This window comes from Tetragenococcus koreensis, from assembly GCF_003795145.1.
GTDB classification, from domain to species: domain Bacteria; phylum Bacillota; class Bacilli; order Lactobacillales; family Enterococcaceae; genus Tetragenococcus; species Tetragenococcus koreensis.
Genome location: NZ_CP027786.1, coordinates 2,565,401 through 2,591,758, shown reverse-complemented (window position 1 = coordinate 2,591,758; position 26,358 = coordinate 2,565,401). Strand labels below are relative to the sequence as shown.

General features: G+C 37.6%; 25 protein-coding genes and 5 pseudogenes. 5 read left to right on the top strand and 25 right to left on the bottom strand.

Annotated features, from left to right (window positions below):
* Positions 1 to 280: 280 nt before the first annotated feature.
* The 7 genes and pseudogenes from C7K43_RS12400 to C7K43_RS12370 form a co-directional block, all read right to left on the bottom strand.
* Positions 281 to 2,134 carry a heavy metal translocating P-type ATPase gene (locus C7K43_RS12400; protein WP_124007095.1) on the bottom strand — a complete coding sequence of 618 codons (1,854 nt, stop codon included), beginning with the start codon at positions 2,132 to 2,134 and terminating at the stop codon, positions 281 to 283.
* 197 nt (positions 2,135 to 2,331) lie between these two features.
* Entirely contained in the window at positions 2,332 to 2,565 is a 234-nt protein-coding gene (locus C7K43_RS12395) for a heavy-metal-associated domain-containing protein (RefSeq protein ID WP_003103602.1), read from the bottom strand.
* A gap of 146 nt (positions 2,566 to 2,711) precedes the next feature.
* On the bottom strand, positions 2,712 to 3,566 hold the full coding sequence (lgt, locus tag C7K43_RS12390) for a prolipoprotein diacylglyceryl transferase (RefSeq protein ID WP_068710168.1): 855 nt from the start codon (positions 3,564 to 3,566) through the stop codon (positions 2,712 to 2,714).
* A complete protein-coding gene (locus C7K43_RS12385; RefSeq protein ID WP_028790832.1) occupies positions 3,551 to 3,889 on the bottom strand; it encodes a hypothetical protein in 339 nt (112 codons plus the stop codon). Before C7K43_RS12385 ends, lgt begins: the two co-directional genes overlap by 16 nt.
* A 228-nt stretch (positions 3,890 to 4,117) precedes the next feature.
* Positions 4,118 to 4,825, bottom strand: coding sequence for a Crp/Fnr family transcriptional regulator (locus C7K43_RS12380; protein WP_124007094.1), 708 nt, complete (start codon positions 4,823 to 4,825; stop codon positions 4,118 to 4,120).
* A 184-nt stretch (positions 4,826 to 5,009) separates the two neighbouring features.
* A complete protein-coding gene (locus tag C7K43_RS12375; RefSeq protein ID WP_068710169.1) occupies positions 5,010 to 5,582 on the bottom strand; it encodes a Dps family protein in 573 nt (190 codons plus the stop codon).
* Positions 5,583 to 6,117: 535 nt separating this feature from the next.
* A pseudogene (locus tag C7K43_RS12370) lies at positions 6,118 to 6,975 on the bottom strand (IS256 family transposase); the annotation flags it as partial.
* A 76-nt stretch (positions 6,976 to 7,051) separates the two neighbouring features.
* Between C7K43_RS12370 and C7K43_RS12365 the strand changes: the two are divergent.
* A protein-coding gene (locus C7K43_RS12365) for an IS3 family transposase (RefSeq protein ID WP_094243854.1) occupies positions 7,052 to 8,214 on the top strand; the annotation gives its coding sequence in 2 pieces (ribosomal slippage) (positions 7,052 to 7,328 and positions 7,328 to 8,214; 1,164 coding nt in all).
* Positions 8,215 to 8,426: 212 nt separating this feature from the next.
* Here C7K43_RS12365 and C7K43_RS12360 read toward each other — a convergent pair.
* The 4 genes from C7K43_RS12360 to C7K43_RS12340 all read right to left on the bottom strand — a co-directional run bounded on the left by C7K43_RS12360 (position 8,427) and on the right by C7K43_RS12340 (position 11,259).
* A complete protein-coding gene (locus tag C7K43_RS12360; RefSeq protein ID WP_002318452.1) occupies positions 8,427 to 9,191 on the bottom strand; it encodes an ABC transporter permease in 765 nt (254 codons plus the stop codon).
* A complete protein-coding gene (locus C7K43_RS12355) occupies positions 9,188 to 9,841 on the bottom strand; it encodes an ABC transporter ATP-binding protein (protein ID WP_068710171.1) in 654 nt (217 codons plus the stop codon). The genes C7K43_RS12360 and C7K43_RS12355 overlap by 4 nt, the downstream gene beginning before the upstream one ends.
* A gap of 83 nt (positions 9,842 to 9,924) precedes the next feature.
* Positions 9,925 to 10,347 carry a cupin domain-containing protein gene (locus C7K43_RS12350; protein WP_002307506.1) on the bottom strand — a complete coding sequence of 141 codons (423 nt, stop codon included), beginning with the start codon at positions 10,345 to 10,347 and terminating at the stop codon, positions 9,925 to 9,927.
* 723 nt (positions 10,348 to 11,070) lie between these two features.
* Positions 11,071 to 11,259 (bottom strand): hypothetical protein, encoded by a 189-nt coding sequence (locus C7K43_RS12340; RefSeq protein ID WP_068710172.1) that lies wholly within the window; start codon positions 11,257 to 11,259, stop codon positions 11,071 to 11,073.
* A gap of 933 nt (positions 11,260 to 12,192) precedes the next feature.
* Here C7K43_RS12340 and C7K43_RS12330 point away from each other — a divergent pair.
* Positions 12,193 to 13,455: a transposase gene (locus C7K43_RS12330; RefSeq protein ID WP_124006522.1), complete on the top strand. Its 1,263-nt coding sequence runs from the start codon at positions 12,193 to 12,195 to the stop codon at positions 13,453 to 13,455.
* A gap of 263 nt (positions 13,456 to 13,718) precedes the next feature.
* On the opposite strand, the gene C7K43_RS12325 is transcribed toward C7K43_RS12330, so the two are convergent.
* Together C7K43_RS12325 and C7K43_RS12320 are read right to left on the bottom strand one after the other, a co-directional pair.
* Positions 13,719 to 14,881, bottom strand: a protein-coding gene (locus tag C7K43_RS12325; protein ID WP_094243854.1) for an IS3 family transposase whose coding sequence is annotated in 2 segments (ribosomal slippage) — positions 13,719 to 14,605 and positions 14,605 to 14,881 — 1,164 coding nt in all. Because the reading frame shifts where the segments join, the coding sequence is not laid out codon by codon here.
* 458 nt (positions 14,882 to 15,339) lie between these two features.
* Complete coding sequence (locus C7K43_RS12320; protein WP_068710728.1) at positions 15,340 to 16,653, bottom strand: IS1380 family transposase; 1,314 nt, start codon at positions 16,651 to 16,653, stop codon at positions 15,340 to 15,342.
* A 291-nt stretch (positions 16,654 to 16,944) separates the two neighbouring features.
* Here C7K43_RS12320 and C7K43_RS12310 point away from each other — a divergent pair, with 291 nt between their 5' ends.
* Entirely contained in the window at positions 16,945 to 17,424 is a 480-nt protein-coding gene (locus tag C7K43_RS12310; protein ID WP_094243845.1) for a UTRA domain-containing protein, read from the top strand.
* A 268-nt stretch (positions 17,425 to 17,692) separates the two neighbouring features.
* Here C7K43_RS12310 and C7K43_RS13700 read toward each other — a convergent pair.
* The 7 genes and pseudogenes from C7K43_RS13700 to C7K43_RS12275 all read right to left on the bottom strand — a co-directional run.
* A pseudogene (locus C7K43_RS13700) lies at positions 17,693 to 18,329 on the bottom strand (transposase); the annotation flags it as partial.
* A gap of 265 nt (positions 18,330 to 18,594) precedes the next feature.
* Entirely contained in the window at positions 18,595 to 19,287 is a 693-nt protein-coding gene (locus tag C7K43_RS12300; protein WP_005225225.1) for a Crp/Fnr family transcriptional regulator, read from the bottom strand.
* 16 nt (positions 19,288 to 19,303) lie between these two features.
* Entirely contained in the window at positions 19,304 to 19,855 is a 552-nt protein-coding gene (locus tag C7K43_RS12295; RefSeq protein ID WP_005237709.1) for a Dps family protein, read from the bottom strand.
* A gap of 1 nt (position 19,856) precedes the next feature.
* Positions 19,857 to 19,940 (bottom strand): annotated as a pseudogene (locus C7K43_RS13500) (heavy-metal-associated domain-containing protein); the annotation flags it as partial.
* Positions 19,937 to 20,203, bottom strand: a pseudogene (locus C7K43_RS12285) (HAD family hydrolase); the annotation flags it as partial. The pseudogenes C7K43_RS12285 and C7K43_RS13500, both read right to left, overlap by 4 nt.
* Positions 20,199 to 20,351, bottom strand: a pseudogene (locus tag C7K43_RS12280) (PBECR4 domain-containing protein); the annotation flags it as partial. The pseudogenes C7K43_RS12280 and C7K43_RS12285, both read right to left, overlap by 5 nt.
* 312 nt (positions 20,352 to 20,663) lie before the next feature.
* Positions 20,664 to 21,215 carry a tyrosine-type recombinase/integrase gene (locus tag C7K43_RS12275; protein ID WP_124007093.1) on the bottom strand — a complete coding sequence of 184 codons (552 nt, stop codon included), beginning with the start codon at positions 21,213 to 21,215 and terminating at the stop codon, positions 20,664 to 20,666.
* A gap of 281 nt (positions 21,216 to 21,496) precedes the next feature.
* Here C7K43_RS12275 and C7K43_RS13495 point away from each other — a divergent pair, with 281 nt between their 5' ends.
* Together C7K43_RS13495 and C7K43_RS13490 are read left to right on the top strand one after the other, a co-directional pair.
* On the top strand, positions 21,497 to 22,090 hold the full coding sequence (locus C7K43_RS13495) for an IS110 family transposase (RefSeq protein WP_226996671.1): 594 nt from the start codon (positions 21,497 to 21,499) through the stop codon (positions 22,088 to 22,090).
* A complete protein-coding gene (locus C7K43_RS13490; protein WP_226996669.1) occupies positions 22,087 to 22,692 on the top strand; it encodes a transposase in 606 nt (201 codons plus the stop codon). Before C7K43_RS13495 ends, C7K43_RS13490 begins: the two co-directional genes overlap by 4 nt.
* A 140-nt stretch (positions 22,693 to 22,832) precedes the next feature.
* Here the strand turns inward: C7K43_RS13490 and C7K43_RS12265 are convergent, their stop codons facing one another.
* The 5 genes from C7K43_RS12265 to C7K43_RS12245 form a co-directional block, all read right to left on the bottom strand.
* Positions 22,833 to 23,303 (bottom strand): PTS sugar transporter subunit IIB, encoded by a 471-nt coding sequence (locus C7K43_RS12265; protein WP_124007092.1) that lies wholly within the window; start codon positions 23,301 to 23,303, stop codon positions 22,833 to 22,835.
* Entirely contained in the window at positions 23,300 to 23,719 is a 420-nt protein-coding gene (locus C7K43_RS12260; RefSeq protein WP_124007091.1) for a PTS sugar transporter subunit IIA, read from the bottom strand. Before C7K43_RS12260 ends, C7K43_RS12265 begins: the two co-directional genes overlap by 4 nt.
* Before the next feature lie 267 nt (positions 23,720 to 23,986).
* Positions 23,987 to 24,790: a rhamnulose-1-phosphate aldolase gene (gene rhaD / locus C7K43_RS12255; protein WP_124007090.1), complete on the bottom strand. Its 804-nt coding sequence runs from the start codon at positions 24,788 to 24,790 to the stop codon at positions 23,987 to 23,989.
* 4 nt (positions 24,791 to 24,794) lie between these two features.
* Entirely contained in the window at positions 24,795 to 25,010 is a 216-nt protein-coding gene (locus C7K43_RS12250) for a hypothetical protein (protein ID WP_124007089.1), read from the bottom strand.
* Between the two features lies 1 nt (position 25,011).
* Positions 25,012 to 26,358, bottom strand: a complete 1,347-nt coding sequence (locus C7K43_RS12245; protein ID WP_124007088.1) for a PTS galactitol transporter subunit IIC — start codon at positions 26,356 to 26,358, stop codon at positions 25,012 to 25,014.

Below are 26,358 nucleotides of genomic sequence, written 5' to 3'. Positions count from 1 at the left end.
ATACATGATTCTATCTAATTTCATGTGTTACAACTTAATAGGAATTTAAATTTTATTATTAGATTTTTTAATCATTTACACGAAAATTAATTTTATAAAGAGCATACTCTATACTCTTATTTTTTTTTCAAGAACTCAAAAAAGCGGAAACTCAGATTTTTAAATCTGGGATTTTCCGCTTTTGTCATTTCAAGGATGGACTATTGTCTCAGCCTCTTCTAATTTATTCTTAAGATATTTTTACTTTCTCTGCAGGTGCTGATACTTCTTTTTGTTCTTTTCAACTTTTCAACTTATACTTCATTAATCTCATGCCATTGAAAATTACCACCAAGATACTACCTTCATGAACCAACATTCCGATAGACATATTCATCCATTCGCTGAAGAAGACGCTGGTCAACAAGACCAACACTACTCCAATTGAAATCACGATATTTTGTTTCATATTATTTGCGGTAGCTTTTACTAATCCTAATGCGTGAGGCAAGTTGCTGAAGTTCGAGTTCATTAAAACGACATCGGATGTTTCAATCGCTACGTCCGTTCCGCTTCCCATTGCGATTCCAATGTCTGCTAAAGCTAAGGACGGACTATCGTTAACGCCATCTCCAACAAAGGCTACAATTTGACCACGTTGTTGAAGTTTTCCGATATAAGCCGATTTGTCTTCCGGCAACATGTGGCCGTGAGCTTCGGTCAAACCAAGTTCGCCGGCGACCACATCAACGGTTCCTTGGTTATCTCCTGAAAGAACGACTAGATTTTTCACGCCCAAGTCTTTTAATTCCTGCAAATTAGCTTTCACACCCGGACGGACTTGATCGCGAATGCCCATCAGTACTTTTAATTCACCGTCGACCGCTGTCAAAACGAGAGAGTTCCCTTGTTGTTCAAACCGTTTGATATCTTTTTGCACTTTTTTGCTGAGAGTGACATTTTCTTTTTCCATCAAGGCCACATTCCCAACAGCCACTCTATGTCCAGCTACACTTGAAACGATTCCGCCGCCTTTCACGACTTCAGTTCCTTCAACAGGATAAAAATTTGTTTCTCCAATTTGATTTAAGACCGCTTTTGCTAATGGATGATCTGATTCCCGTTCCACACTGGCCAGATAGCCAAGCGTTTCAGCAGAATCTTTTTCATACAGTTCAGTCGCTGCAACGGTTGGGTTTCCGACAGTTAAAGTACCTGTCTTATCAAATACAATTGTATCCACATTGCTGAAGTCTTGAATGACTTCACTCCCTTTTAAAAGAACACCGTTACGAGCACCATTCCCAATACCGGCAACGTTTGAGACAGGCACTCCGATAACTAATGCGCCTGGGCAACCTAGAACCAAGATGGTGATTGCTAACTCAATATTTTGACTGAACGCCCATACAACAATTGCCAGAACCAAGACAGCTGGTGTGTAGTATTTAGAAAAGCGATCAATGAACCGTTCCGCTTCGGATTTAGAATCTTGTGCTTCTTCCACAAGTTCAATAATTTTTCCAAATGTGGTGTCCTCATCAACTCGGTCAGCTCTGATTTGAATCGTTCCGTTTTCTAAAATGGTTCCTGCAAAAACTTCTGCATCAGCTAGCTTGTTGACCGGAACAGCTTCACCTGTAATGCTAGCTTCATTGATATGCCCTTCACCCGTAAGGACTGTACCATCTACTGGAACTTTCGCACCCGTTTTAACGAGCAAGATATCCCCTTCATCTACATCATCCACTTCTACTTCTTCAAATTCGCCATTATCCATTTGTTTCAAGGCGCTTTCGGGTGCCATTTCAGTCAATTCTTTGATAGCAGATCGCGTTTGGTTCAATGTTCGTTGTTCCAAGTAGTGTCCGAATAAGAATAAGAACGTGACAATAGCCGATTCTTCATAATTTTGAATAAAAAGCGCACCAATCGCTGCAATACTGACTAAGACATCAATACTGATGACTTTGACTTTCATTGCTTGAAACGCTTGAATGGCAATTGGCGTAATCCCAAAGACAGAGGCGATGATCAAAGACCACTCTGAAAGTCCTACGTTTTCTAAAACAAAGTGACTGAAGAAACCGAGTACGATTAACAATCCACTGATGACGGTGATAACATTTTTCTTGCTTAATATATATTGTTGCATGCTTTTTCCCTCCAAATTTAATTTCTCTTTTATTGATAAACACAGTATAAGATAATTGCCTAAGTAATTAATTGACTGACATCAAGTTTAGAAAGTTCTCTTTTATCGTTTCTAAGCACCTCGAATCGGATTGCAACAAAAAAAGCAATCCTGGAAAAATAGCTTTTCTTCCAGAATTGCCTAGTTCATTTAATCTGTTAAGCGGCCTTGACTTTTGCTTTAAGGACCGGATAGCCTACGTTTTCGATAGCTTTTTGAATCTCTTCAATCGAAGTGACAGCTGAATCAAAATTGGTTTTGACTTTGCTGGAGTTGAATAATACTTTAATGCTGTCTTTATCAATACCGTTAACTGATTTCACGGCACCTTCAATTTTTTGCATACAACTTGGACAAGACAACGTTTCTAATTGCAATATAGCTTTTTCCATAATTCCTATCTCCTTTATGTGTTTTTATTTTATCGGCAGCAGATTAATGAACACTGCCTTTTCCTCTTTACAACTGTAGTATAGCTCACTTTTAGCAAACGAAAATTGACGCATATCAAGTTTTGCACTTCTTTTTATCTTTTTGCTCAATTCACCATCTTAATAGTCTTTTTCTGCCCCTTATTGCCATCAGAATAATAAGAAATTGGTGGATAATCTTGTCTGCGTATAAACCATACTACAATCGCGCCAATAAACAGGGCCAGAGACAAGGCTTGCGAAACGCGGATCCACTCGCCAATCCATAAACTGTCCGTTCGCATACCTTCAATGAAGAACCGACCCACTGAGTACCACAAAACGTAACTCAAAGCGACTTCTCCTTGACGCAAAAGCTGTTTTCGGTTCCGTATAGTGACGATGAGGACAAAGCCCAACAAACTCCACAATGACTCGTATAAAAAAGTCGGATGGTAGTAGGTACCATTGATATTCATTTGTTCAATGATAAATTCAGGTAAATAAAGATTTTCCAAGAATTGACGAGTAACCGGTCCACCATGAGCTTCCTGATTCATAAAATTGCCCCAACGACCAATGGACTGGGCTAACAATACATTGGGCGCTAAAATATCAAGAACGAGTGCCAAAGAAGTACCTTTTTTCTTTGCATACCAATATAGCGTACCCCCTCCTGCAATCAATCCCCCATAAATCGCAATGCCGCCATTCCAAATCGCAAGGATTTGTCCTGGATTTTGCAGATAATAACCAAGTTCAAATAACACATAATAAAGCCGAGCGCCGAGGAGTCCAATCGGAATTGCCCATAAGGCCATATCGATAATGGTATCCTCTTCCAGTCCTTTTTTCTTTGCTTCCTTGGTGCTCAACTGGAGAGCCGCTAATATGCCCGCTGCAATAATGACTCCATACCAATGAATCACAACAGAACCAATCTCCACCACATGGGGATTCAAAACGCCTAATACGAATCCCATTCTATTTGCTCCATTTCTTCAATTTTTCGCGTCATTCTAGTCATGGTGATGCTGAACAAGATTCCGGCTAAGCTCCATGGAAACCAAACAGTGAATTCACTTTTAGCTCCCTGGTCACTCGCTTCGTAATACGCCACTTTTCCGTGTCCGATTACGCCGGCTCCTTTTACAACTTCCTCTTCTTTTTCCATAGCTAACCTATCTGCCTCAACAACGTTAGACGTTTTTGCTTCGCCGCCAATCGTGTTCTTGGTGAAAGGGACGACAAAGAATGCACCCGCTGCTGACAACGTGATGGCAACTATCACCCAAAAATAATGCACATTCACCTCTACTTATTTTTACGTTTTGTTCGGCAACCCTATCTTAAAGAAAAATAAAACAAAGAAACTTGAGGATTATCATGTTTGTACTTTTATTTTTCCAATGAATGAAGGTCGTTCTGTCTTAAAAAAGCCAAAAACGGACAGATGGAAGCAAAAGCACTGAGGTCTGTCCCGTTGTTAATGAAGAGCGACAGAACACCAACGTGTAGAAAAAAGTGTGTCCGATTATTCGCTGTAAAGCAATAAATCATCTAAATCCTGAATCTTGATCCTTTTCCCAGACAGCTGTTGAATCAATCCCTCGTCCTCCAATTCTCCAAATTTGCGACTGATGGTCTCAGGTGTCGTTCCTAAATAGGAAGCAATGTCCTTTTTTGCCATCGGCAGGGTGATGGTGGGAGAGTTGCCCATTTCAGGTTCCACATTTTCTGCCAAAAACAAAACTAAACGGGTAATGACACTCTCCACGGCTACTTGTGCAGTTTGACGTCCGGAGCTTTCTAACCGCTGCGACATTTCTCCTAGCAGCTTTAACGAAATTGCATGATACTCTTTTAGAAACTCTTGTACATCATGTTGTTGAATCATGCAGACAGACGTATCTCGAGTAGCTTCTGCGTATTCCTCGTGCACAGCATCAGGATTGAACAACGTCCATTCTCCCGTAAAGTCACCCGGATTCAAAATACGAACTAGTTGCTCTTTGCCAGAATTAGACAAGCGATAGATGCGGACTTTTCCGCGATTCACAATATACAAGGCATCATCTTTTTCTTGCGAGCGAAACAGAAACTCCCCTTTTTGATAGTGCTTCGTGTGAGCTTTTCCAGCGATGCGATCCATCGAGCTTTCCTCCAAATGATTGAATATCGGGACTAAGCGGATACAAGCTGAGTGGTCTCCTGCTGCATGTGGTTGGGTGTATTGAGTCAATTCGTTCTTCCCCTTTATCAGTTTATTGTCCTTCTTTTAACTTTCCTATATTTAGTATAAAGGCCCCCTACCTCAAAAAAATTGACACTCATCAAGAAAAGTCTTTTTAACGGCAAAAAAATGGGAGCTGGAAAGAGTCCCAACCCCAAAATCTTTAATTTTTAAATGTATGTTTACGAAAAACCTAATCTTCATCCTCATCAAACGCATCGTCGTCTTCCAATGCCTCTTTGCCAATGAACGCTTGCAGCATCCAAATGTTCTTGTCTAAGTCATTTTTAAAAGCAATCAGTGTATCTTCTAAAGCATCGTCACCCTCATCTTGTACTAAACGAATAGCACGAATCGTTAATTCACGGGTACTTCTGAAATCTTCGATAATATTTTCAACCATGTCTTCTGCTTTAGCGTATTTATTGATGGCATCTTCTGAAAGCATGGAATATTTTTCAAATTCAGCGGTGGTTGAAGCCGGTTTATGACCGGAAATAATCAAGCGTTCTGCTAGTTTGTCGAACCATTCTTCGTTTTGATTATACAATTCTTCAAATTTTTCATGCAACGTAAAGAAATTGGCTCCTTTTACATACCAGTGATATTGGTGCAGTTTCACATGTAATGTATGCATGTTGCCTAAAAGATGATCCGCAATGGCCGCTGCATTAATTTTCGTATGATGAACATGTTCCTTGTGTTCTTGTTCTTCTTGCAATCTTTCTTGGGGTGTTCTTTCTTGAGTAGCTTTATTTTCAGTCATGATTTATTCCTCCTATAATTTTGGTTTGTTTAAAATAGCTTTCTTTGATTCCTCCTTTTTCTTTACTGAATTTAGTATAGGATAGATTTCCGTTAAAAAAATTGACGCTCATCAAGAAAAGTATTTCTTAATAGACGCCAGGCTTCTCTATTAAATTCAACTGAAATAATCAAAGGAATGAAGTCGTTCCCTCCAAACAAAAATTTCATTAAAGTAGGGCCTAAAAAAAGAATAGCAACTATACTTTGTCAAGAGACCTGACTGCTATTTTTTTGCTTGTTATTCTTCAATTACCAAATGTCTTGCCTTGCAGTATATTTAATGCTCTTTCTCACTAGTGTTGCATGCAACACTAGTGAGAAAGAGTATTAATAAGATTAACCTAGAAGAATAACTTTACTTTATTTATGTCATACCATAAATAAAAATTGAAAAGAATTTTTTTATTTATTTTTAGTAGATCGATTAATAGGAGTTTTAGCTTGGGAGCGTCAATAATTTTGTGTAAATGGTTCTTCCCTACTGTAGATTGTTTCTAATTCTCCATCGGTTGACTCAGCATTTGTTCGAGCTCGCCTTCGGCCTGTTGGAAACCTTTATGACTGCGACCTAGGAATTTTGGGTTGTAAGTATCAAAAGACGAGACTAAGAAACGTTCCATCGACTCTTCATTTTGGAACTGTTCCTTGCGGTGGCTGTATTTCTTGATTTGTTTATTGAAAGATTCGATTAAATTAGTTGAGTAAATGCTTCGGCGGATACCAGGCGGAAACTCATAAAAAGTCAATAAATCTTGATTTTTTATCAGTGACTGCGTCACTTTAGGATAAGTTTTCTGCCACTTCTCAATCATACTCCCTAAAAAGGTATTTGCCTCTTCCTTTGAGCTAGCTTGATAAACAGCCTTAAAATCATCACAGATTTCTTTTCGATCTTTGACACGTACTTTATGACTGATATTACGGGAAACGTGAACACAGCAATGTTGGTATTTAGCTTTAGGATAAATCTGGTGAATCGTATCTTTCATGCCTTTTAAGCCATCGGTAATAAACAGTAAGACATCATGAACCCCTCTGGAGTAAATGTCCTGTAACAACTCATTCCAAACGTAGGTCGATTCAGTCCGAGCAATCGCATAACTTAGTACTTCTTTAGTGCCGTCTTCTCGTATACCAATGGCAATATAGATTGCTTCTTTGGAGACGGTTTGCCGTTTTAAAGGAATATAAGTAGCATCCATGAAAATAGCGACATACTTATCATTTAGAGTTCTAACTTTAAATGCATTTACTTCTTCAGTCAGCACTTTAGTCATGTTGGACATGGTTTGTGGAGTATAGTGATGCCCATACATTTTCTCAATCAAGTCTGCGATTTCCGACATGGTAATATGGATAGGCTACAATTAACTAGACAGAAAAATTAAGGTGTGTAGACTAGAAGAAAACATACCAGGAGGAATTTTTATGTCTAAGAGAACACGAAGAACTTTTTCACAAGAATTCAAGCAACAAATCGTCAATCTTTACTTAGCTGGAAAGCCACGTGTAGAAATCATTCGAGAATATGAACTAACGGCTTCAGCATTTGACAAATGGGTAAAGCAATCTAAAACGAGTGGTTCATTCAAAGGAAAAGATAATCTTACGCCTGAACAAAAAGAATTGTTAGAACTACGTAAAAGAAACCAGCAATTAGAAATGGAAAATGATATTTTAAAGCAAGCAGCGCTGATATTCGGACGAAGAGACAAGTAATCGATGCGAATAAGCATCTTTACCCTATATCAGCGATGTGCAGAATATTAGGTCTATCACGTCAGTCCTATTATTATCAATCAAAACCAAAGAAAGACGAATCAGAACTTGAAGAAGTAGTCGCTGAAGAATTTATCCGCAGCCGAAAGGCCTACGGCTCAAGAAAAATAAAAAAAGCCTTATCAAAACGAGGCATTCAGATCAGCCGACGAAAAATTAGTAGAATCATGAAAAATAGAGGATTAAAATCGAGCTATACTGTTGCTTATTTTAAAGTACATCATTCTACTTGCAATGAAGCCAAAACGACAAACGTATTGAATCGTAAATTCTTAAGAGACAACCCATTAGAAGCGATCGTAACAGACTTGACTTATGTACGAGTCGGGAAAAAATGGAATTATGTCTGTTTCATTTTGGATCTGTTCAATCGAGAAATTCTCGGCTATTCTTGTGGAGAACATAAAGATGCCGTTCTAGTAAAAAAAGCATTTAGCCGTATCAAACAACCTCTGACAGAGGTTGAGATTTTTCATACTGATCGTGGAAAAGAGTTTGATAACCAAGCTATTGATGAATTATTAACAACTTTTGACATCAATCGATCATTGAGTCATAAAGGCTGTCCTTTTGATAATGCCGTAGCTGAATCAACTTATAAGTCGTTGAAAGTAGAATTTGTCTATCAATACACATTTGAAACCTTACAACAATTGGATTTGGAGTTATTTGACTATGTCAATTGGTGGAACCACCTTCGGTTGCACGGTACACTTGGCTACGAGACACCGGTTGGTTACCGTAACCAGAGATTGGCGCAGCGAATCCTTGATAATGAGCTCGGATGTGCTAACGCTAGCGAGGCAGTCTAACTTTAACTGTTAGCTCCTGCCGAAGATCGTCACATCCGAGGAGGCTCATTGTCAAGGACAATCGGAATAGCATACGGAAAGAAGTTCTGCACCTTATAAAATTTGTCAAAAAAACTGTTGCCATTCCACTTTTTGCAATTATTCTCGTGAGGTCTTCTTTTAACTACATAAAATTGTAACCACTGGTTTTAAGAGTAGTGTATCATCCCAAATCATATAATTAATTGACTGCGATTGTTATAAAACTCACGGTAAGCCATATAACTAGCAATAAACGAAGAAATCGCAGTAACTGAAATCAACATAAACATCACAACAATTTGGTAACGAATCGCTTGAACAGGATCAATTCCCGCAAAAATCAACCCTGACATCATACCTGGTAGGCTGACAAGTCCAACCGTTTTTGTTCGGTCAATTGAAGGAGCCATGCCCGTTTTGACGCTTTCTCTTACAATACTCATGGACGCTTGTTTTTTATTGGCTCCCAATGCCAATTTTTCCAATACCTGTTGGCGTTGGTCCGTAAATTTTGAATTCAAAGACCGATAGGTCACTCCAATCGCAGTCATGGCGTTGCTGGCAATCATGCCTGTAATTGGAACGATTTGGGAAGGGGACCAGTCAATGACTCCTGAAAAAACAAGAATGAGTAAGGACAAGGCTGTTCCTACTCCAATAGCCGTCGTTGAAATTTTAAAAGAGCGGTTGATCCCCTCACTGCGTGTATGGGCGTTATAAGAAGCGTTGAACACAATGAACAAAACCATCGCTAAAGTGAGAAAGTTGTTATCCACTCGTAATACGTAGCTCAATACATATCCAATAAGGAATAATTGAACGACAGCGCGAATTCCCGCAATAAAAATGTCGTTTCCTAATCCCAATTTCTCTTTGTAATCAATCAACAAGGCAACTATCAAGAGGACAGAGGATAAAAGCAAAGAAAGATTACTGATTTCCAAATTGTTTGTCATTTCGATTCCTCCATTTTTCCACCTTTGATAGTAATCAGACGAGAAGCTTGGTCGATTTCTTCCTGGTTGTGAGTGACGGCCAACACCTTAGTTTGTTGGTCTTTCATCATGTCTCGGACTAAATCAAGGACAATCGCTCTGTTTTCTTGGTCCAATGAACTGGTAACTTCATCCAGGAGCAACACTTTCGGTTGATACATCAAATTTCGGACCAATGCAACCCGTTGTTTTTCCCCTCCTGATAGTTCCTTGACCTCTTTCGATAAGTAAGTTTCAGGTATTTGAACTCGTTCTAACAATTTTTTTGCACGTTCCCGATCAAATCCTTCTTCTCTTATGCGGGCAGGAAAAGACAAGTTCTCTTGAACTGTCTCATCGAATAGAGAAGCGTTTTGAAAGAAATAAGAGACTTCTTTTCTATACTCCACAGGATCGATTTTTTGCAGATCCGTACCTCGATAATAAATTTTTCCGGAAGTTGGGGAAAGCAGCGTACCAATTAATTTCAAAAGGGTACTTTTTCCACTTCCAGAAGGACCAGAAAAAACAATCACTTCCCCTTTGTTTACTGTAAAAGAGATATCTTGAAGGATTTGGTTTCCGTTTGCCTGAAAACCAACCTTCTCTAATTGAAACAATGAATCACTCATACCACTTCTCTCCTTTATAAAAAAGCCCTGCACCAGTGGACCATCCATACGGGTGCAGGGCTTTTGTTTCATCCTAGTGTACCTCAGTGTTCGTTTGGATCGTTTTTGGCGTCTTCATGAGTAGGGTGAACCGTTCCTTCAAGGTGATCTGGACCAGCATAAATGGTATACAGTCTGAGCGGCTTATCACCGGTGTTTTCGATGTTGTGCCACATGTCCGCCGGAACAAATACGGCGTCATCATCCATCACTTTTTGTTGAACATGTAAGTTATCTTTAGAAGGCCCCATTTTACACACGCCTTCTCCTTCTTCAATACGGATAAATTGGTCAATGCCTTCGTGCACTTCCAAACCGATGTCATCGCCCGGTTGAATGGACATTACGGTGACTTGCAGTTTACTGCCTGTCCAAATGGTCGTCCGGTAATTATCATTTCCTGTGGTGGCGTCTTCAATATTAATGATATACGGCTTCTTCCCATGATCCTTGTAGTCTATTTCCATCTTCCATTCCTCCTAGTCTTTGTACTGAAACAATGATACCTACTTCTTATTTATAATAATTCTAATTAATGGTACCACATCTAAAATTCTATGCAAAAAAATTGGCTTTTTGGAGAGCGATTCTAAACAAAGACCATATAACGCGCAATTACAATTGGTACCCCTTAATCCTCAGCACATAAAGGAAAAAATATGGAATCAAAAAATAACCGATATGTACTCTGGTTATGACTTGAATCAGGGAGAATTTCAGAGACGACACATCATACTTTTTTAGTTTGCACTTGTAAACTAACTAGCGTACATTAAGTTTATGCTCACTATCAAGCGTTGTCAATCCTTTAGACTCTTATCAATTTCGAAAGAAAGTAGCAAGGTTATTGATTGTGACTGTAAAAGTGGGGTGTTCCTATAAGCACATTAAACTATCTTCTCTAATTTATCATGCTATTTAAATTCTGTTTTTTCATGAGAATTTTTGTCCAAAACTTGTTAAAATGATTTTAAAAAATACTTACATACACAATCCCCAAAAGACACTAATGTCATTTCAGTCAAAAAAGATACCGCAGAAAATTTCCACCTGAGATTCAATACGATATTACTCTCTTGACAGCCAGCTTAATTCCTTAGTTGAATAGATCATTAAAGTGCACAAAAAAACAATGCGGCGTTTGTTATATTTTCTGGTATAAGCGACGGTGCTATAAACTTTTTTGCAGATTAAAAATCATATGAATTTAACTCCAGTAATAAGAGTTTAAGTGCCAATGCATGCATGATTCTTTCAATTTCCGTTTTATGATTAGACAGAGCGATTCCTTCATTGCATTGGAAAATGAGTTTGTTTCTCGTAATATGTATGCTCTCATTTTTGGTTGCATAGTATTCTCTCCATTCGTCTTCATACATAAGAACGCCTCCTTTGATCATCCTATATTTAAGTCCTTCGTTATTAATATACGTAAAAAGTTGGTATTTTATTTTTATTTTCTCTCTCTTTAAAAAAACTGAAAAAAGAGCGGTTTACAGGCATTTTCATGGATAGTTACCCATAGATCAATCTGAAATGAGCGTAGAACTTCCCTCTCAAACACTGGTTTTTTAGAGAAATACGAAATATTAGGGTTATTTGCAGAATAGCTACTTATTCTTACAAAGCAACAAGCGAGCAAAAGAAAAATTCCTTTCAAGCGTTTTTTGGCGGTACACTATTTTAGCGACAGGCAAGATAGCCAATATTTTTTACAACTGGTTTGACTGTCGGCGACGACAGCCCACAGCCAAAAATAAAGAAGTCAAGGACTGTGAGGGTGGAGATTTTTTGGTGGTCTGCCAAAAAATACTTACCCGTTCCTTGACTTATTTAAGTGTCATTCAGTTTTAGGCTATTACAACTGGGTGACTGAGACGATTTTGGGGGCTTGCCCCTTTTTTCCAAAAGGGGCAAGGTCTAGATCTTGTGTTTTTATTTTTTTGGAAATTCAAAAGCTAATTTCATTTCGTCATTCAGTGTTAACTTTGCCGAGAAATTGCTTCCTTTTTTACTTGGAATGGCAACAATTTTTTTGACAAATTTTATAAGGTGCAGAACTTCTTTCCGTATGCTATTCGAATAAATCGCGATGTTGAAAGTCCTTGTCTTACAAGGATTAACGATTGTAATAAAAAAGAAATCGGAAGGTAAAACCCTATGAAATGAGGATTTGGCCTTTCCGATTTCTATTTTTTTAGAATTTCACGGTATAAATGAAAATAGAAAAAAGAATCATAAGAAAAGCCGACAAATCGAGCGATTTCCACTATAATAGTAGTAACGACAAAACTAAATAGGAGGCTTTTCTTATGAATTCTGAAACTATTGTACCATACAATATCAACTTATTTGAAGATTTTGATTGCGGACCGCTTCAAGAGTTTGAAGCTCTATTAAATCAGATCCCTTACCAGCACTTGATCCAGGAATTAGATGACCGACGTGCGAGCGGACGCGATGATTGGCCGAACGACGCGATGTTTCGCTGCTGGATTGCGATGTTTGTCTTCCATCATCAAGGGCCCACGGAGTTAATCAATGAACTTGAGCGGAATCCTTTTTTACGTCATGCTTGTCATCTTGAACCACGCTACAATCGAAAAAACGGCCGCAAAAGTTTAGCTCCTAGTCCTTCAGCTTTCACACGATTTCAAAGGCGACTGATCGATGTTCAAGACCTGCTCGACGCCCTATTTGCCCATATGACCGAGGAGCTACAAGAAGCGCTCTCCGACCTCGGCGAAAGCTTAGCTTTGGATGGCAAAATTATTGAAGCCTATGCCCAAAGACCGCCAAAAAAGAAAAAATGCGAGGGGCGCCGAGATCACGATGCCAATTATACCCAAAAGTCTTATACCTCTACGACAAAAGAAGGGAAAATCCAAACAAAATCCGCTTGGTTTTATGGTTATCGCGTGCATCTAATCGCCGATGCCAGATATGAGTTGCCCCTTTTATTTCGAGTAACACCCGCGGCGAATGGGGAAAAAACGGTGGCTAAGGAAATGGTGGCCCAAATGCCTTCCTGGCTGGCGGAACGTTGCGACCATTTATCCGCAGATAAAGGCTATGACGGAGGAAAATTACGCGAGATCATTGAAGATCGAGGGATGAAGCCGATCATCGATATCGTAAATCATTGGCAAGGAGAAAGCACCCGACAATATCAAGATACCGACTTCGTTTATACTTATAAAGGTGAAGTTTATTATGTGAGCCATCGAGGAAAGCTTATCCGAGCGCAATACAAGGGGTATCATGCCGCTTCGGACACCCTTCGTTATGAAACGCATCCGAAAAATGGGGCGGGGATTCATCGGGTTTCGATTCCACGCGCCGAAGATCCACGGGTCTTTAACTTGATCGGGCGGGATTCGAAAAAATTTCAACGTTATTATAACGAGCGCTCCGCCGTGGAACGGGTTAACGGCCGGATCGACCGCGATTATCTCTTTGAAGATCATCGGATACGGGGCTTAGCGAAAATGAAATTGCATGTGACCACCACATTTTGCTTGATGTTAGCGAAGAAAAAACGCGCCTTAGCCCAAGAAAAACGACCCGCGGCGTAACTCTCGCCATCATAAAAAAACACGGTGTATTTTTACCCGTGTCTTTCGTGCGCTCTTTTTTAAAGAAAGACTGTTCAAGAAAAAAAGAAAACGTTTATTTTTCCTTATTAAAATGGGAAAAAACGTGGATTTTCTTCTTTTTATTTCTTTTTTTATCTTTTTTACGAAAAAAATGAAGCAGCGCAAAAGATTCCTATTCCGATTGTCCTTGACAATGAGCCTCCTCGGATGTGACGATCTTCGGCAGGAGCTAACAGTTAAAGTTAGACTGCCTCGCTAGCGTTAGCACATCCGAGCTCATTATCAAGGATTCGCTGCGCCAATCTCTGGTTACGGTAACCAACCGGTGTCTCGTAGCCAAGTGTACCGTGCAACCGAAGGTGGTTCCACCAATTGACATAGTCAAATAACTCCAAATCCAATTGTTGTAAGGTTTCAAATGTGTATTGATAGACAAATTCTACTTTCAACGACTTATAAGTTGATTCAGCTACGGCATTATCAAAAGGACAGCCTTTATGACTCAATGATCGATTGATGTCAAAAGTTGTTAATAATTCATCAATAGCTTGGTTATCAAACTCTTTTCCACGATCAGTATGAAAAATCTCAACCTCTGTCAGAGGTTGTTTGATACGGCTAAATGCTTTTTTTACTAGAACGGCATCTTTATGTTCTCCACAAGAATAGCCGAGAATTTCTCGATTGAACAGATCCAAAATGAAACAGACATAATTCCATTTTTTCCCGACTCGTACATAAGTCAAGTCTGTTACGATCGCTTCTAATGGGTTGTCTCTTAAGAATTTACGATTCAATACGTTTGTCGTTTTGGCTTCATTGCAAGTAGAATGATGTACTTTAAAATAAGCAACAGTATAGCTCGATTTTAATCCTCTATTTTTCATGATTCTACTAATTTTTCGTCGGCTGATCTGAATGCCTCGTTTTGATAAGGCTTTTTTTATTTTTCTTGAGCCGTAGGCCTTTCGGCTGCGGATAAATTCTTCAGCGACTACTTCTTCAAGTTCTGATTCGTCTTTCTTTGGTTTTGATTGATAATAATAGGACTGACGTGATAGACCTAATATTCTGCACATCGCTGATATAGGGTAAAGATGCTTATTCGCATCGATTACTTGTCTCTTCGTCCGAATATCAGCGCTGCTTGCTTTAAAATATCATTTTCCATTTCTAATTGCTGGTTTCTTTTACGTAGTTCTAACAATTCTTTTTGTTCAGGCGTAAGATTATCTTTTCCTTTGAATGAACCACTCGTTTTAGATTGCTTTACCCATTTGTCAAATGCTGAAGCCGTTAGTTCATATTCTCGAATGATTTCTACACGTGGCTTTCCAGCTAAGTAAAGATTGACGATTTGTTGCTTGAATTCTTGTGAAAAAGTTCTTCGTGTTCTCTTAGACATAAAAATTCCTCCTGGTATGTTTTCTTCTAGTCTACACACCTTAATTTTTCTGTCTAGTTAATTGTAGCCTATCCAGTAAGCACGACAGAGGAAGTTCTGAATCATATTCGAGTTTATAAGACATGGTAATATGCCATCTAAAAAAGTGATTCTTGAAAGGAAATAAGAGGTATTTAGAAATGAAAGTATTATTAGGCTCACAAGTAGACATTCTATTTTTAAACGATAAAATAGAAAATATTAGAGGTACAGTAATCCTGAATAATTCATACTTCTAAAATTTATCTGTAAAAGTTATTTTTTTCATCTGTCCATCCCAATTAACTTACTTTTTTATTCATTAAAGGATGGAAAAAGTTAAAATAGGTAAAACGATGAGCTGAATGATAGGGTATTACTTAATTTTGGCCGCACGAACTCCCTGAAAGAAATGAATTTTTTAAAATTCATTTGGATGGTCACCAACAGAGTTGTTGTATTTTTTCTAACAACTGATAGAAACTATCTTGAAAGACATGAGTCGTGCTCAGTTTTAATAGCAATCTACGGCTACTTCGTACCAATTTTCCTGCTACTTTAAATAAATGCAAGCGGAGAGTATCAATTTGAAGTGTCGCTTCTTTTGCCGATAAACAAAGTGTTCGCATAAAGTTAACGATATTGTAAGCCAATAGGCTTATCATCATACGAGCATGATTTTCCAGAAAAGTTGAGCTATCGGTTTTATCAAAATAGAATCCATTCTTTGCTTCTTTAATAAAGTTCTCCATCGTACCGCGATTTTGATAGGTATAAAATATGTTTTCAGCGGATAAATTTTCTGAACAATTGGTGATCACATATTCATGACGAAAAATCAGCTCTCCTGCTTCTCTAGTTGATTTGATGCAAACCCGACGTTCTTGTGACCAACTTTTTGCTCGATAAGACGTAGAATAGTAGTGAACTTCTTTTTCTTCCCAATGATGATCATCGCCAATTAAAATGAATGATTCTGCTAACTTTGCTAGTTGAGCATTGGCTTTCAGACGAATCACATAAAAGCTTTCGTTCAATTCACAAGTTTCATATACTTCTGGTGTCGCAAAGCCGCTGTCTCCACGCACAAGAATCGTTGTGCAAGGAAGTTGCTGGCTGTAATGATTGAGTAAAGGCCTTAGAAAATCCCTTACACCGTTTGATGTATAAACATTTCCAGAACGAAGTTCTGCCTTTAAAAAGTCGCCCGTTAGCCCATCAAAAGCAACTAAGGGGTGGTAACCGTTTGTTTGATAGTGGGCATTATAGTTCGTTCCTTCTTGATTTCCAAAAGTATCCGAATGAGTAGAATCCAAATCAATGATTATCTCTGTTGTGTTTCGCTTCAATCGTACTTTATCAATCAAAGCTTGATTCAAATCTTGGAATTGACGGATCGTTTTTTCATCTATTCGGTCCCAGAAACGTGAAAGAGAAGGTTGTGAAGCAGCTGTTTCTTTATTTAAAATAAGTTGGAAGATGGGATCTTCCTTCAATAATTTAGCTGATGAATCTGCAGCGTAGCCAGAGATCAGTTGGAAAAGAAGTTGTTCTAGTAAGGAGATATTGTCGTGTCTCCAGTAAGTCCGGTCATCTTTGATTTGAAGGAGGCTTTTGGCCAATTCTAAAAATCCAAGTGAGTCCATAAATTCTTTTACTAAAATCAATCCGGCATCTGTTGAAAGATTACCACCAGTGTTGGAAACTGTTAGTTTAGGATTGAAATTTATCCGTTTTTCCTGTAATGTAGCCATTGAGAGAACCCCTTTCATGGTTTAGTTTAGTCACTTTAACCATAACAGATTGGGGTTCTTTTTGTACACCCAAAGGGTGTTGTAAAATATGTGAAATAATGGCTTCACTGTAAGGTTTTAGATAGCTTTCAGAAAAACTATGAATTATTTAGGTATAATGTTTCTCGAAATACAATCCGAAAGGCAATTCGTCAGCTAAATAGTGAAGGATTAGTTTACAGTAAACTCGGTAGTGCCAATGTAGTCTTACAAAGGGTAGCTGTTGAGGATTTATTAATCGATTCTGGAAATATGGAGCGTGGATCAAAAATTCAAACAAAATCCATCGAAACTAAGGTACTTTCGTTGGATTTAATAATTGTTGATGCTACACTTGCAGCGAAATCAATGTTTCAAATAGGAACTACTTGTTATCACGTTATTCGTTTGCGTCTAATTAATGGTAAACCTGTAATGATAGATGATAGCTTTTTCAAATCAGAGGTAGTACCAAGATTGACAAAGAAGATTGCACAAGAATCAATTTACCGATACATTCAGTCTGTCACAAATCATAAGATTATTGGCTCACGTTTAGTCGATAGAGTAATTTTGGCGACTGATTTAGATAAAAATTACTTGGCCTTAAAGCAAGAAAACTGTATTGGACTAACTCAAAACTGGGCTTATTTAGATGACGGTCAAATATTTGAATATACAGAGATCCATTTTGCACCCGAACAATATGTTCGGACACGATTTATAGGGCAAAAAGTAGGATATATTCAATAAAACAAACTAACTCTTAAATAACAATGAAATGAAAGAAAAGACGAGAATCTTCCAGTACTTCGAGAATCTTGTCTTTTCTTGTTGAATATAAAAAACCGAAAATAGATATATTTTAAAGGCTCTTGTCAATAAATCTAATGGTAATAAGTCAAGTTGAAGATTGAAAATATTTTTATTGTGTAACCTGTTTTGAAGCGCACTTAACTAGCTCCGTCTAAAATCAAATTTTTTACAGGGGATTTCAAAGGTTTGCGTCAATAACAGAATGTTATTTACCTATTACTCTCCTTGGCAACGCGTAGAGTCGATGGTTACGTAGTAGCGTATCCACAAGACGCGTAACTTAAGACGATTGCTCGTTTGTGTTTATATTTGGGACCTCTTTACATTTGCTTTGATAAAAAACTTTATATTCAGGAAGATACTTTTTTATAGAGTTGGTAGCTTTAACTAAGTAGTATCCAAAATAGCGATTCCCTTGTTTTGTCAGAGGTGTATTTTATGACTGACAGTTACCAGATTGTTTGACTTTCGAATATAAGCCTGCATATTTTGCCAATTTTGTTTGATTTTCCAATCGTTCAATTTGACCGATTTCAACGATTAATTAAGTGGAGTACACCTTTCCAATACCTGGAACACCGGGCAAATATTGATATTCTCGAATGCCGACAAATAATTGCTTGATTGCTTTTCCAAGTCTTTGATGTTCTTTTCAAGCGCACGAATTTCACGTACAAGAACACTTAGAACGACATTGCTGGATTCTTGTGCAAGTCTACCTAACCGATAACTTATGGTAATTGCACGTTGAATGATTTTGCAATTTTTTCTGGATCTTTAAAGCAACCTTTTCCTTCTTCTTGTAGTAAGTCACAGAACGCCTCTAAGGCTTCTTTAGCTATAGTCGCTGCATCCGCAATATTTCCATAGTTACTGCAATTCCTTTTACGGTATCTTCACCCATGACAACCATTCTAAAAATTTTCGCTAACTCGTCCATTCCAGCTGGAAAAGAATCCCAAAAATCAATATCATAATTACCATTTTAGGCTTCTAAAACAAAACTACACCAAGAAAGGATATCACCATGGATCATTGTACTAAAAAATTGGGTTCTATGATAAATAGTGTTGGTGACCAATACTATTTGACACAGAACCATTTAACTTAACTTGATGCAAATAATAACTTATCTAAATCAAATATCTCAACATATTTTTGAGTATGCTGTTTAATTAAACCTCTCTCTTCCAATGATGAGAACTTACGACTTATTGTTTCTGGGGTTGTACCCAAGTACGAGGCTAGATCTTTTTTCGACATTGGTAAAGTCACATAAGTATGGTTTTCTTCATCTTCAACGTATTCTGATAGAAAATCAATAATACGAGACTCTACTTGCTCCATACCAACCTGCATCGTTTGCTTTTCTGATACCTGTAAACGTTTCGTAACATCTGATAGTATTCTTCTCATAATTTCTGGGTAAGCGCCTAAATAGTCATCCATATCCTTTTTATGAATTCTACATATGCTCACTTCTGATATTGCTTCAGCATAATTAGAATGGTAACTTTCAGTTTGAAAAATAGCCACTTCTCCCATAAAATCACCAGGATTTAATATGCGTACAGTTTGTTCACGACCAGATTCATTTAAGTTATAAACACGTACACGCCCATTATTTATAATATAAAGTGTGTCATCTTTATCACCATTTCCAAATAACAACGCATTCTTTGCATAATGTACTTCTTGCGCTGATTGCGCAATTAAACTCATTTGTTCTTCATTTAGGTGATTAAAAATCGGAACTAAACGTATACAATCTATATGACTATGGTGGTGATGGTGTGCCATACAGCTTTCCTCCTAATTAATCGTTATCTATATAGTCATCATCTTCTAACGCATCCTTGTTAACAAAGGCTTGAAGTTGCCAAATATTTATATCTAAGTAATCTTTATAACTAATTAGTAAATCTTCTAATGCATCATCTGCTTCTTCTTGTGCTAAACGCATTGCACGAACGGTAAATTCACGATTAGTCCTAAAATCTTCTACTAACTGTATGACCATTTCTTCAGCAGAATAATATTTTTCAGACGGATCTTCAGAAATTATTGTAAATTCCTGAAATTCAGTAGTTGTTGAAGCTGGCTTAAATCCTGAAGCTAGCAAACGTTCTGCAATCTTATCAAACCATGTCTCATTCTCATTGTATAAATTCTCAAAAACACTATGCAATGAATAGAAATTTGTGCCTTTTACATACCAATGATATTGATGTAATTTTACATGTAAGGTATGGATATTAGCAAGTATATGATCTGTGACAGCTACAGCATTAATCTTGGTATGATGAATGTGTTCTTTATATGCTTTTTCAGCAGCTAATTTTTCTTGTCTTTCATTTGCTGTTGTCATTTTATACACCTTCCTTTACTTTTGAACTAATAACTGAATATCCTAGGTTTTCAATAGCTCTTTCAATTGTACTCAAATTGACTTGTCCTCAGGTAACATATCGCCATGAGCCTCGGTTAATCCTAGCTCCTTTTTAACTAAATTAACTGTGCCTTGATTATCCCCTGATAATACAGTGAGATTTTTAACACCAAGTGATTTTAATTTTTGTAGGTCTTGTTTAACACCTGCTCGAACTTGGTCACGGATTCCCATTAAAATAATTAACTTACGATCAACTGCCGTTAATACAATTGAACTACCGGCTCTTTCTAATTTATCTAATTCTTTAAGAACATCATCAGATAAAATTAGTTGTCGAAAAAATAATCGCTACCGTTGAGACTTCTCCGACAAAGGATACTTTTTTATCTACAAAATGTTCTTGTAAGAGATGGGCAGCCTTATAAATCGCGTTTAACTGTCTGGTAATTTGGGTTGTCTCTTTTATAGACATGCGTTTGTATTCTTTTTTTGCCACGTGCGAAGAATGCTCCTTTTTCCCAATAAAAAAAGCTGTTCAAAAGAGCAGCCTTTTATACAGGTTTAGTTTTGGTGCTTGCCACCCGCCGGACCCTTACGTTCCGGATTTGTATCGAGTTTAGTTTTGGTGCTCGCCACCCGCCGGACCCTTATGTTCCGGATTTATATCAAGTTGACTATGAGCCTGCTCTCATTTGTATATATAATATACCAAAAAAAGGTTGATTTGTCCAATACTGTGGGTGATTATAACCGTCTTACTGTGCTTATCTATTATATAATACAATCAAAAACCTAACCGAAAATTTAATAACGTTTCACTGATTTCATCTTCATTAATTCCGATGTAGCGTTTGGTAATCTTCTCGCTGCTGTGACCAAAGATTTCCATTAAGGTGGCCACGTCTTTGGTTTTCTTGTAATAGTGGTAACCAAAGGTTTTTCGTAGGGTGTGGGTGCCGATATCGTCCCTTCCTAACAGCTTCGCGACCTTTTGAAACATCTGGTAGACCGTATTGACTTCTAAATGGCCGCCCTTAGTACTGGGAAACAAGTAAGCCTCCGGATCTGAGGGTGCGGTATAGCCGTGAATCAAGTCCTGTAAGCTGCTTAAGTATAAAATGCGTGTTTTCCCTGTCTTTTGCTCCACGATGCGCGGGTTTTTTGAGGTAATCACGTCTTTTTTCTTGAGTTTGACGATGTCGGACATGCGCAGACCGCTGTTAATTCCAATTAGAAACAAGAAAACGTCACGTTCCGCATTTTTATTCCGTCGCAGGCAAAATAAAAAATCATTAATCTCCTGTTGCAACCGTAGTGGCTGAACATTATAGCCCATGACAATCCCTCCTTGTATATTTAATTTAGTCAGTTAAAATGACTTTTCTTTTTACCGTATTGTTATTTATACTGATGATAAGCGCTGTGGATTAGTATTTCCTCCAACAGATTCTACTTGAATACTGGTTGAAAAAGGCTCTAACCACAACTCTTTGTCAGATTGTTAATAAGTTTGTTAGCGCAAGGCAATCGCCCTGACGCTTGATAGTTCACAAGGTTACATCGGCTTAGAGAGCGTGGAACACAGCGCATATTTTTTTACACAAGGAGTGGTTCTTTATGTTATATGCAGGAATAGATGTCGCTAAGCACAAACATGATTTAGCCGTCATTGATAGTCAAGGAGAAGTGTTTATCCGTCACTTAAAAATTCAAAATAACCGGGAGGGTTTCACCCATCTTCAAATGACCTTTGAGAATCTCCGAGTGACCACCCAACAAGAGATTCAAATTGCCTTAGAAGATACGGGACACTATTCCTATAATTTGATTCGTTTTCTCCGTACCCATAGCTATTCTACATTCAGTTATAATCCGTTTTTGATTAAAGAATTTGCCAAAAAACAGACCCTTCGTAAAACTAAGACGGATAAAAAAGATGCCGTGACCATTGCTCGTAAATTACGAGAAGATGTTGATAAAACCTTGTTTGAGACCGATACGCGTATACTTGAGCTGAAGTATGCCACACGAAATGTGAGCCGCCTCCAACAAGCGCGTGCGAAACAAAAGACCAATTATACCCGCTTGTTAGACCTTCTTTTTCCCGAATTAGCGCCTTCTCTGGAAGGGCAAAATGCCCACCATAACCAAGCCATTTATGAGATGCTCAAAGTCTTTCCTTCTCCCAGAAAATCGCTCAGGCGCATTTGACCCGGTTAACCAACCTTTTATCCCAATCTTCACGGGGAAAATATGGGAAAGAACAAGCCATTGCCTTTAAACAACTGGCAGCTTCGACCATTGGTCAAGCATCCGCTATTTTAGAATTTGAATTACTCCAAACCATTGATTTGATTGAGTATTTCACTACCTTACTAAAAAGCGCGGAGAAGGAAGTTGAAAAACTTATGAAGACCATTGATTCGCCTATACTGACCATTCCAGGCATTGGCGTTAAGCTAGGGGCCATTATTTTAGCTGAGATCCGTTCCATTGATCATTTCCAAACGCCCGCTCAATTACTCGCTTTTGCTGGTTCAGAACCTTCAATCAGTACTTCAGGAGAAAACCAACAAGAGAATGGTCATATGGTGAAGCGTGGTTCCACCTCCTTACGTTGGGCATTACATGAAGCTGCACGACTCTCTACGGTTTGGGCGCCTCCAATGAAAAAGTATTTGAACAAAAAGTTAGAAGAAGGCAAACATTATACGGTCGCCATCACGCATGTAGTAAAAAAACTGGTTCGCATCATTTTCCATATCTTAAAAACAGGAGAGCCCTATCAAGAGAACAAAGTGGTCGTTAACTAATTAAAAAACAACCTTTCTTTAAAATGGCTATTTTAAAGGCTTATTTCGTATGCCCAAATTTCGACAAACCAAAGAATAAATTTTTGTTATTCCATTTTTTGTTTATTCTCTTGACTTAATATAGTTTGTCTTTTTTGCTGTCATAGCTTGCTATTTAAATCTTCTTTTTTAGAAGTTGGTACCTGTTGCATATATAGGTTGATACCTAAATCTTTTAACCTTCTTGAATCCTCAACTTCAGAAGGTGTTAAATGAATTGCATTACTGTATTGCTTAGCATCTTCTTTTTTGAGAATCCCACCGTAATTAATTTCTTCGATCTTTGGATAAGCTTCACAGACCTTTAAAGTCTCTTCAGTATTGCCAAAAATTAACATAATATTGTCATTTAATTGCTCAATTTTGGGTATTTTTTGAATCGTTTCGTCTACAGTAAAAATATTTAGTTTCATCCCCGATGGTTTGGAAAGATTTAAAGACATCTTTTTAAAATCATCTGTTGCAGCTTCATCATTAACCACAATAGTGCGTGTAATTCCCAAAGCTTTGCTCCATGCAAAAACAACTTGTCCATGCAATAAACGATAATCAATGCGAACTAATTTAATCATAGGTCATCACCTTCCGTATTGGTATTTTTCTCAAGAAGTGTATTGCAGTTAATAATTCCTTGCTGACTTTCTTGAATAATCCTTGCTAACTCATCATCGCTTATTCTTTCGGCTTGGGTAGCGATCCCCACAACTAACATCAAGTTCATTCCAGTAATTAATGTAATATTCGGTTTATTTAGCAACGTAAGAATTTCGTTATTCACACTGCCGCCAAAAATATCACTTAATATGTAAATCTTGTCATTTTTATTGAAAGAATTGATTTTTTCGTTCATCTGATACAAAAGTCCAGCTTCATCGTCTCGGTAACTGGAAAAAGCATGGATATTATCTAATTCTCCGATCAACATGCTTACTGTTTGTAGCATTCCCTTAGCAAGCTCGCCGTGGCTTGCTAATAAGATTTGATTCATCATACCCCTCCTCTTTTTCGCCTTTGTAGACATAAAAGCAAGTTACGTGCCAAAAAATTTAATGCCCTCATATCAAGGGAAAACTATTATTTTCTGAATATTCTCAACAGTGTTTTTTATCTTCCAACACTTTCGAATAAATAGTGTTGAATCTTGTTACTTTTTCATTCCAAAAAAGCAACAGCGAGCTATCATACTCGCTGTTGCCTCTTAATAGTTATTTTTAATTTAATATGTCTTATTATCTAACATACATCCTATACTTGTTTAATTAAGAATACCTTTCTTTGGTGTAACACCAAAAAAATCACATACATCTAATAATTGTTTATCTGTAATCCCTTTGGTTATCCTTTTGTCAAAAGTATTCATATATATTTTAGCGGCCTTATTGACAGTTTCAATTAAGCCAAAAGCGTCATTTAAGCTACTCCCTGTTGCTAGAATACCATGATGTGACCAGATTACGATTCGACAATTTGTTAATTTTTTCGCTGTAGCCTTTCCGATCTCTTCATTCCCGCAAACCATCCAAGGTAGCACTCCTACGCCATCTGGAAATACAATAATACACTCAGTAACCATTCCCCATAAAGAACGAGTCAGGGCCTTATCATCTAATTCATGAACAAACGTCATCTCAGAAATTTCTGTCGCATGATTATGAACAACTACTCGATGTGTTGGATCCACTTCTAAACGAGCACTATGAGAGAGTAAATGCATATAGATTTCACTAGTCGGTTGATTATTATTCTCAAAGCCAGCTATTATCGTATAACCTTCTTGTTTAATTTTGATAACTCCGACTGTTGTTTCGATAGAATCTTTTACTAAACGAAAATTGCTTCCTGAAGCTGTAATAATCAAATACCGACCGATTAAATTACTCGGTATATTTTTTAACTCGATAAATCTCGGAACCTGATCCCGATAAAATTCTTTAACTTCTTTTTCTGACAAAAGGTAGCTAATATTTCCGCCATTCTTCTCATCCCACCCCATTTGCCACATTGTGTACGTTAAGTCAGCTAGTTCTTTGACAGCGGTCAGTTCTGTGTATTTCGTCATTTTTCTAATTTCCTTCTTTCTTTTTAGTATAGTTCCTATGTCTTTCATCCCATTTTTCGTCAAAACTTTTAAACAATAAATCATAAGCAAATATTCTTACCATTAGGATTAAACCTAATGCCACTAAACTTAAAACCCAATTTTTATAAATAAAACCATATAAAAATAGCCCAACATCCAAAACAATAAGTATTTTCCAATAAAAAGCTCTTTTTTTCATGCTACTCATTCTCTAGCGATTGGTTATATTTTTTCTTACTCGTATACATCCAATAAAACAGGCCTAGCCAGATAACTAATAAAATAATACTTAAAATGTTGCCAGAAAATCCGGTTGCAAAAAGATACCTAATATCTGGACCTTCAAAGGTACTCCATGATAGCAATTTCCCTTCTGGTACATTTGCTGCGCCCGTTTCATTTGCTAAACGTGTTACATACTGTGCAAAATAAGTGGCACCATATAAGAATAATGGAGCAGAGATAACTCCGTGAAAAATCATCCTTCCTAAGTTAGCATTAGTAAGTAATAACGCCCCAACTACAAAAGAAAGGTTAATAATTCCTGCAAATGGTAATACTATATTCCCTGGTAAAACGATAGCTAAAATTAATAAGACTGGAATGGTGATAATGACTGCTACCCACAGTTCATTACGACCAGCTAGAATAGGCCAATCTAAACCAATAAAAACTTCTTTTCCTTCAAATCGTTTTTTCATAAAGTCTGATATAGCTTCTGAAATTGGTGATAATGCCTGTGAAAAAAGTTTTGAAACCATTGGAAATAAAGTTAGTGCAGTAGCTGCCTGAACAGCTAGTTGTAATGATCCGGCAACACCATACCCCGATGCCAAACCTAGCAATAGGCCAATGATTCCTCCCATAACTGAGTTTTCACCAAAGATACCGATTTTTTCTTTTAGTGCATCCGCATCCATAGGTCTGTTAAAAAAAGGAATCTTTTTTAATAATTCGTCAATAGGAAATAACAAGGTACATATCAAAGTGATAAAATGTGGCACTGTAACTCCTGGAATACTAGTTAATCTTTCAACCTCAGGCCCCCATATATCACCAGCTTTTAATTCCAAAATAATTTGAATTGACGCTGCGACAAATCCCCAAATCGTACTTCCTGTAATATAAGAAACCATTACAGCAGTAAAAATCTTGTTCCAAACATTCCACATATCAACATTTAAAGTTTTTGTACGATTAGCGATTAATAATAAAATATTAATACCAATAGTAAGTGGAAACATCAAAAATGCGTAAGGCCAAGCCCACGAGATTGCAGCCATTCCAGGCCATCCGCCATCGACTGCTGGTAGATTAACCCCTGTGCTCTGAGCTAGACTAGCTGCAGCATCGCCCATTGATTCCATCATGTAATCAATGAGTATTGACATACCCGTAAAAGCAATACCTAATGTTAAGGCAGAAATGAATGCTTCTGAAAACTTCATTTTCATACAAAGTCCTATAATCAACATTAAGGCAGGAACAAAAACGGCGGCGCCTAAATCATTTAGAACGTAACTAACAACAGTCTGAAGTGCATCCAT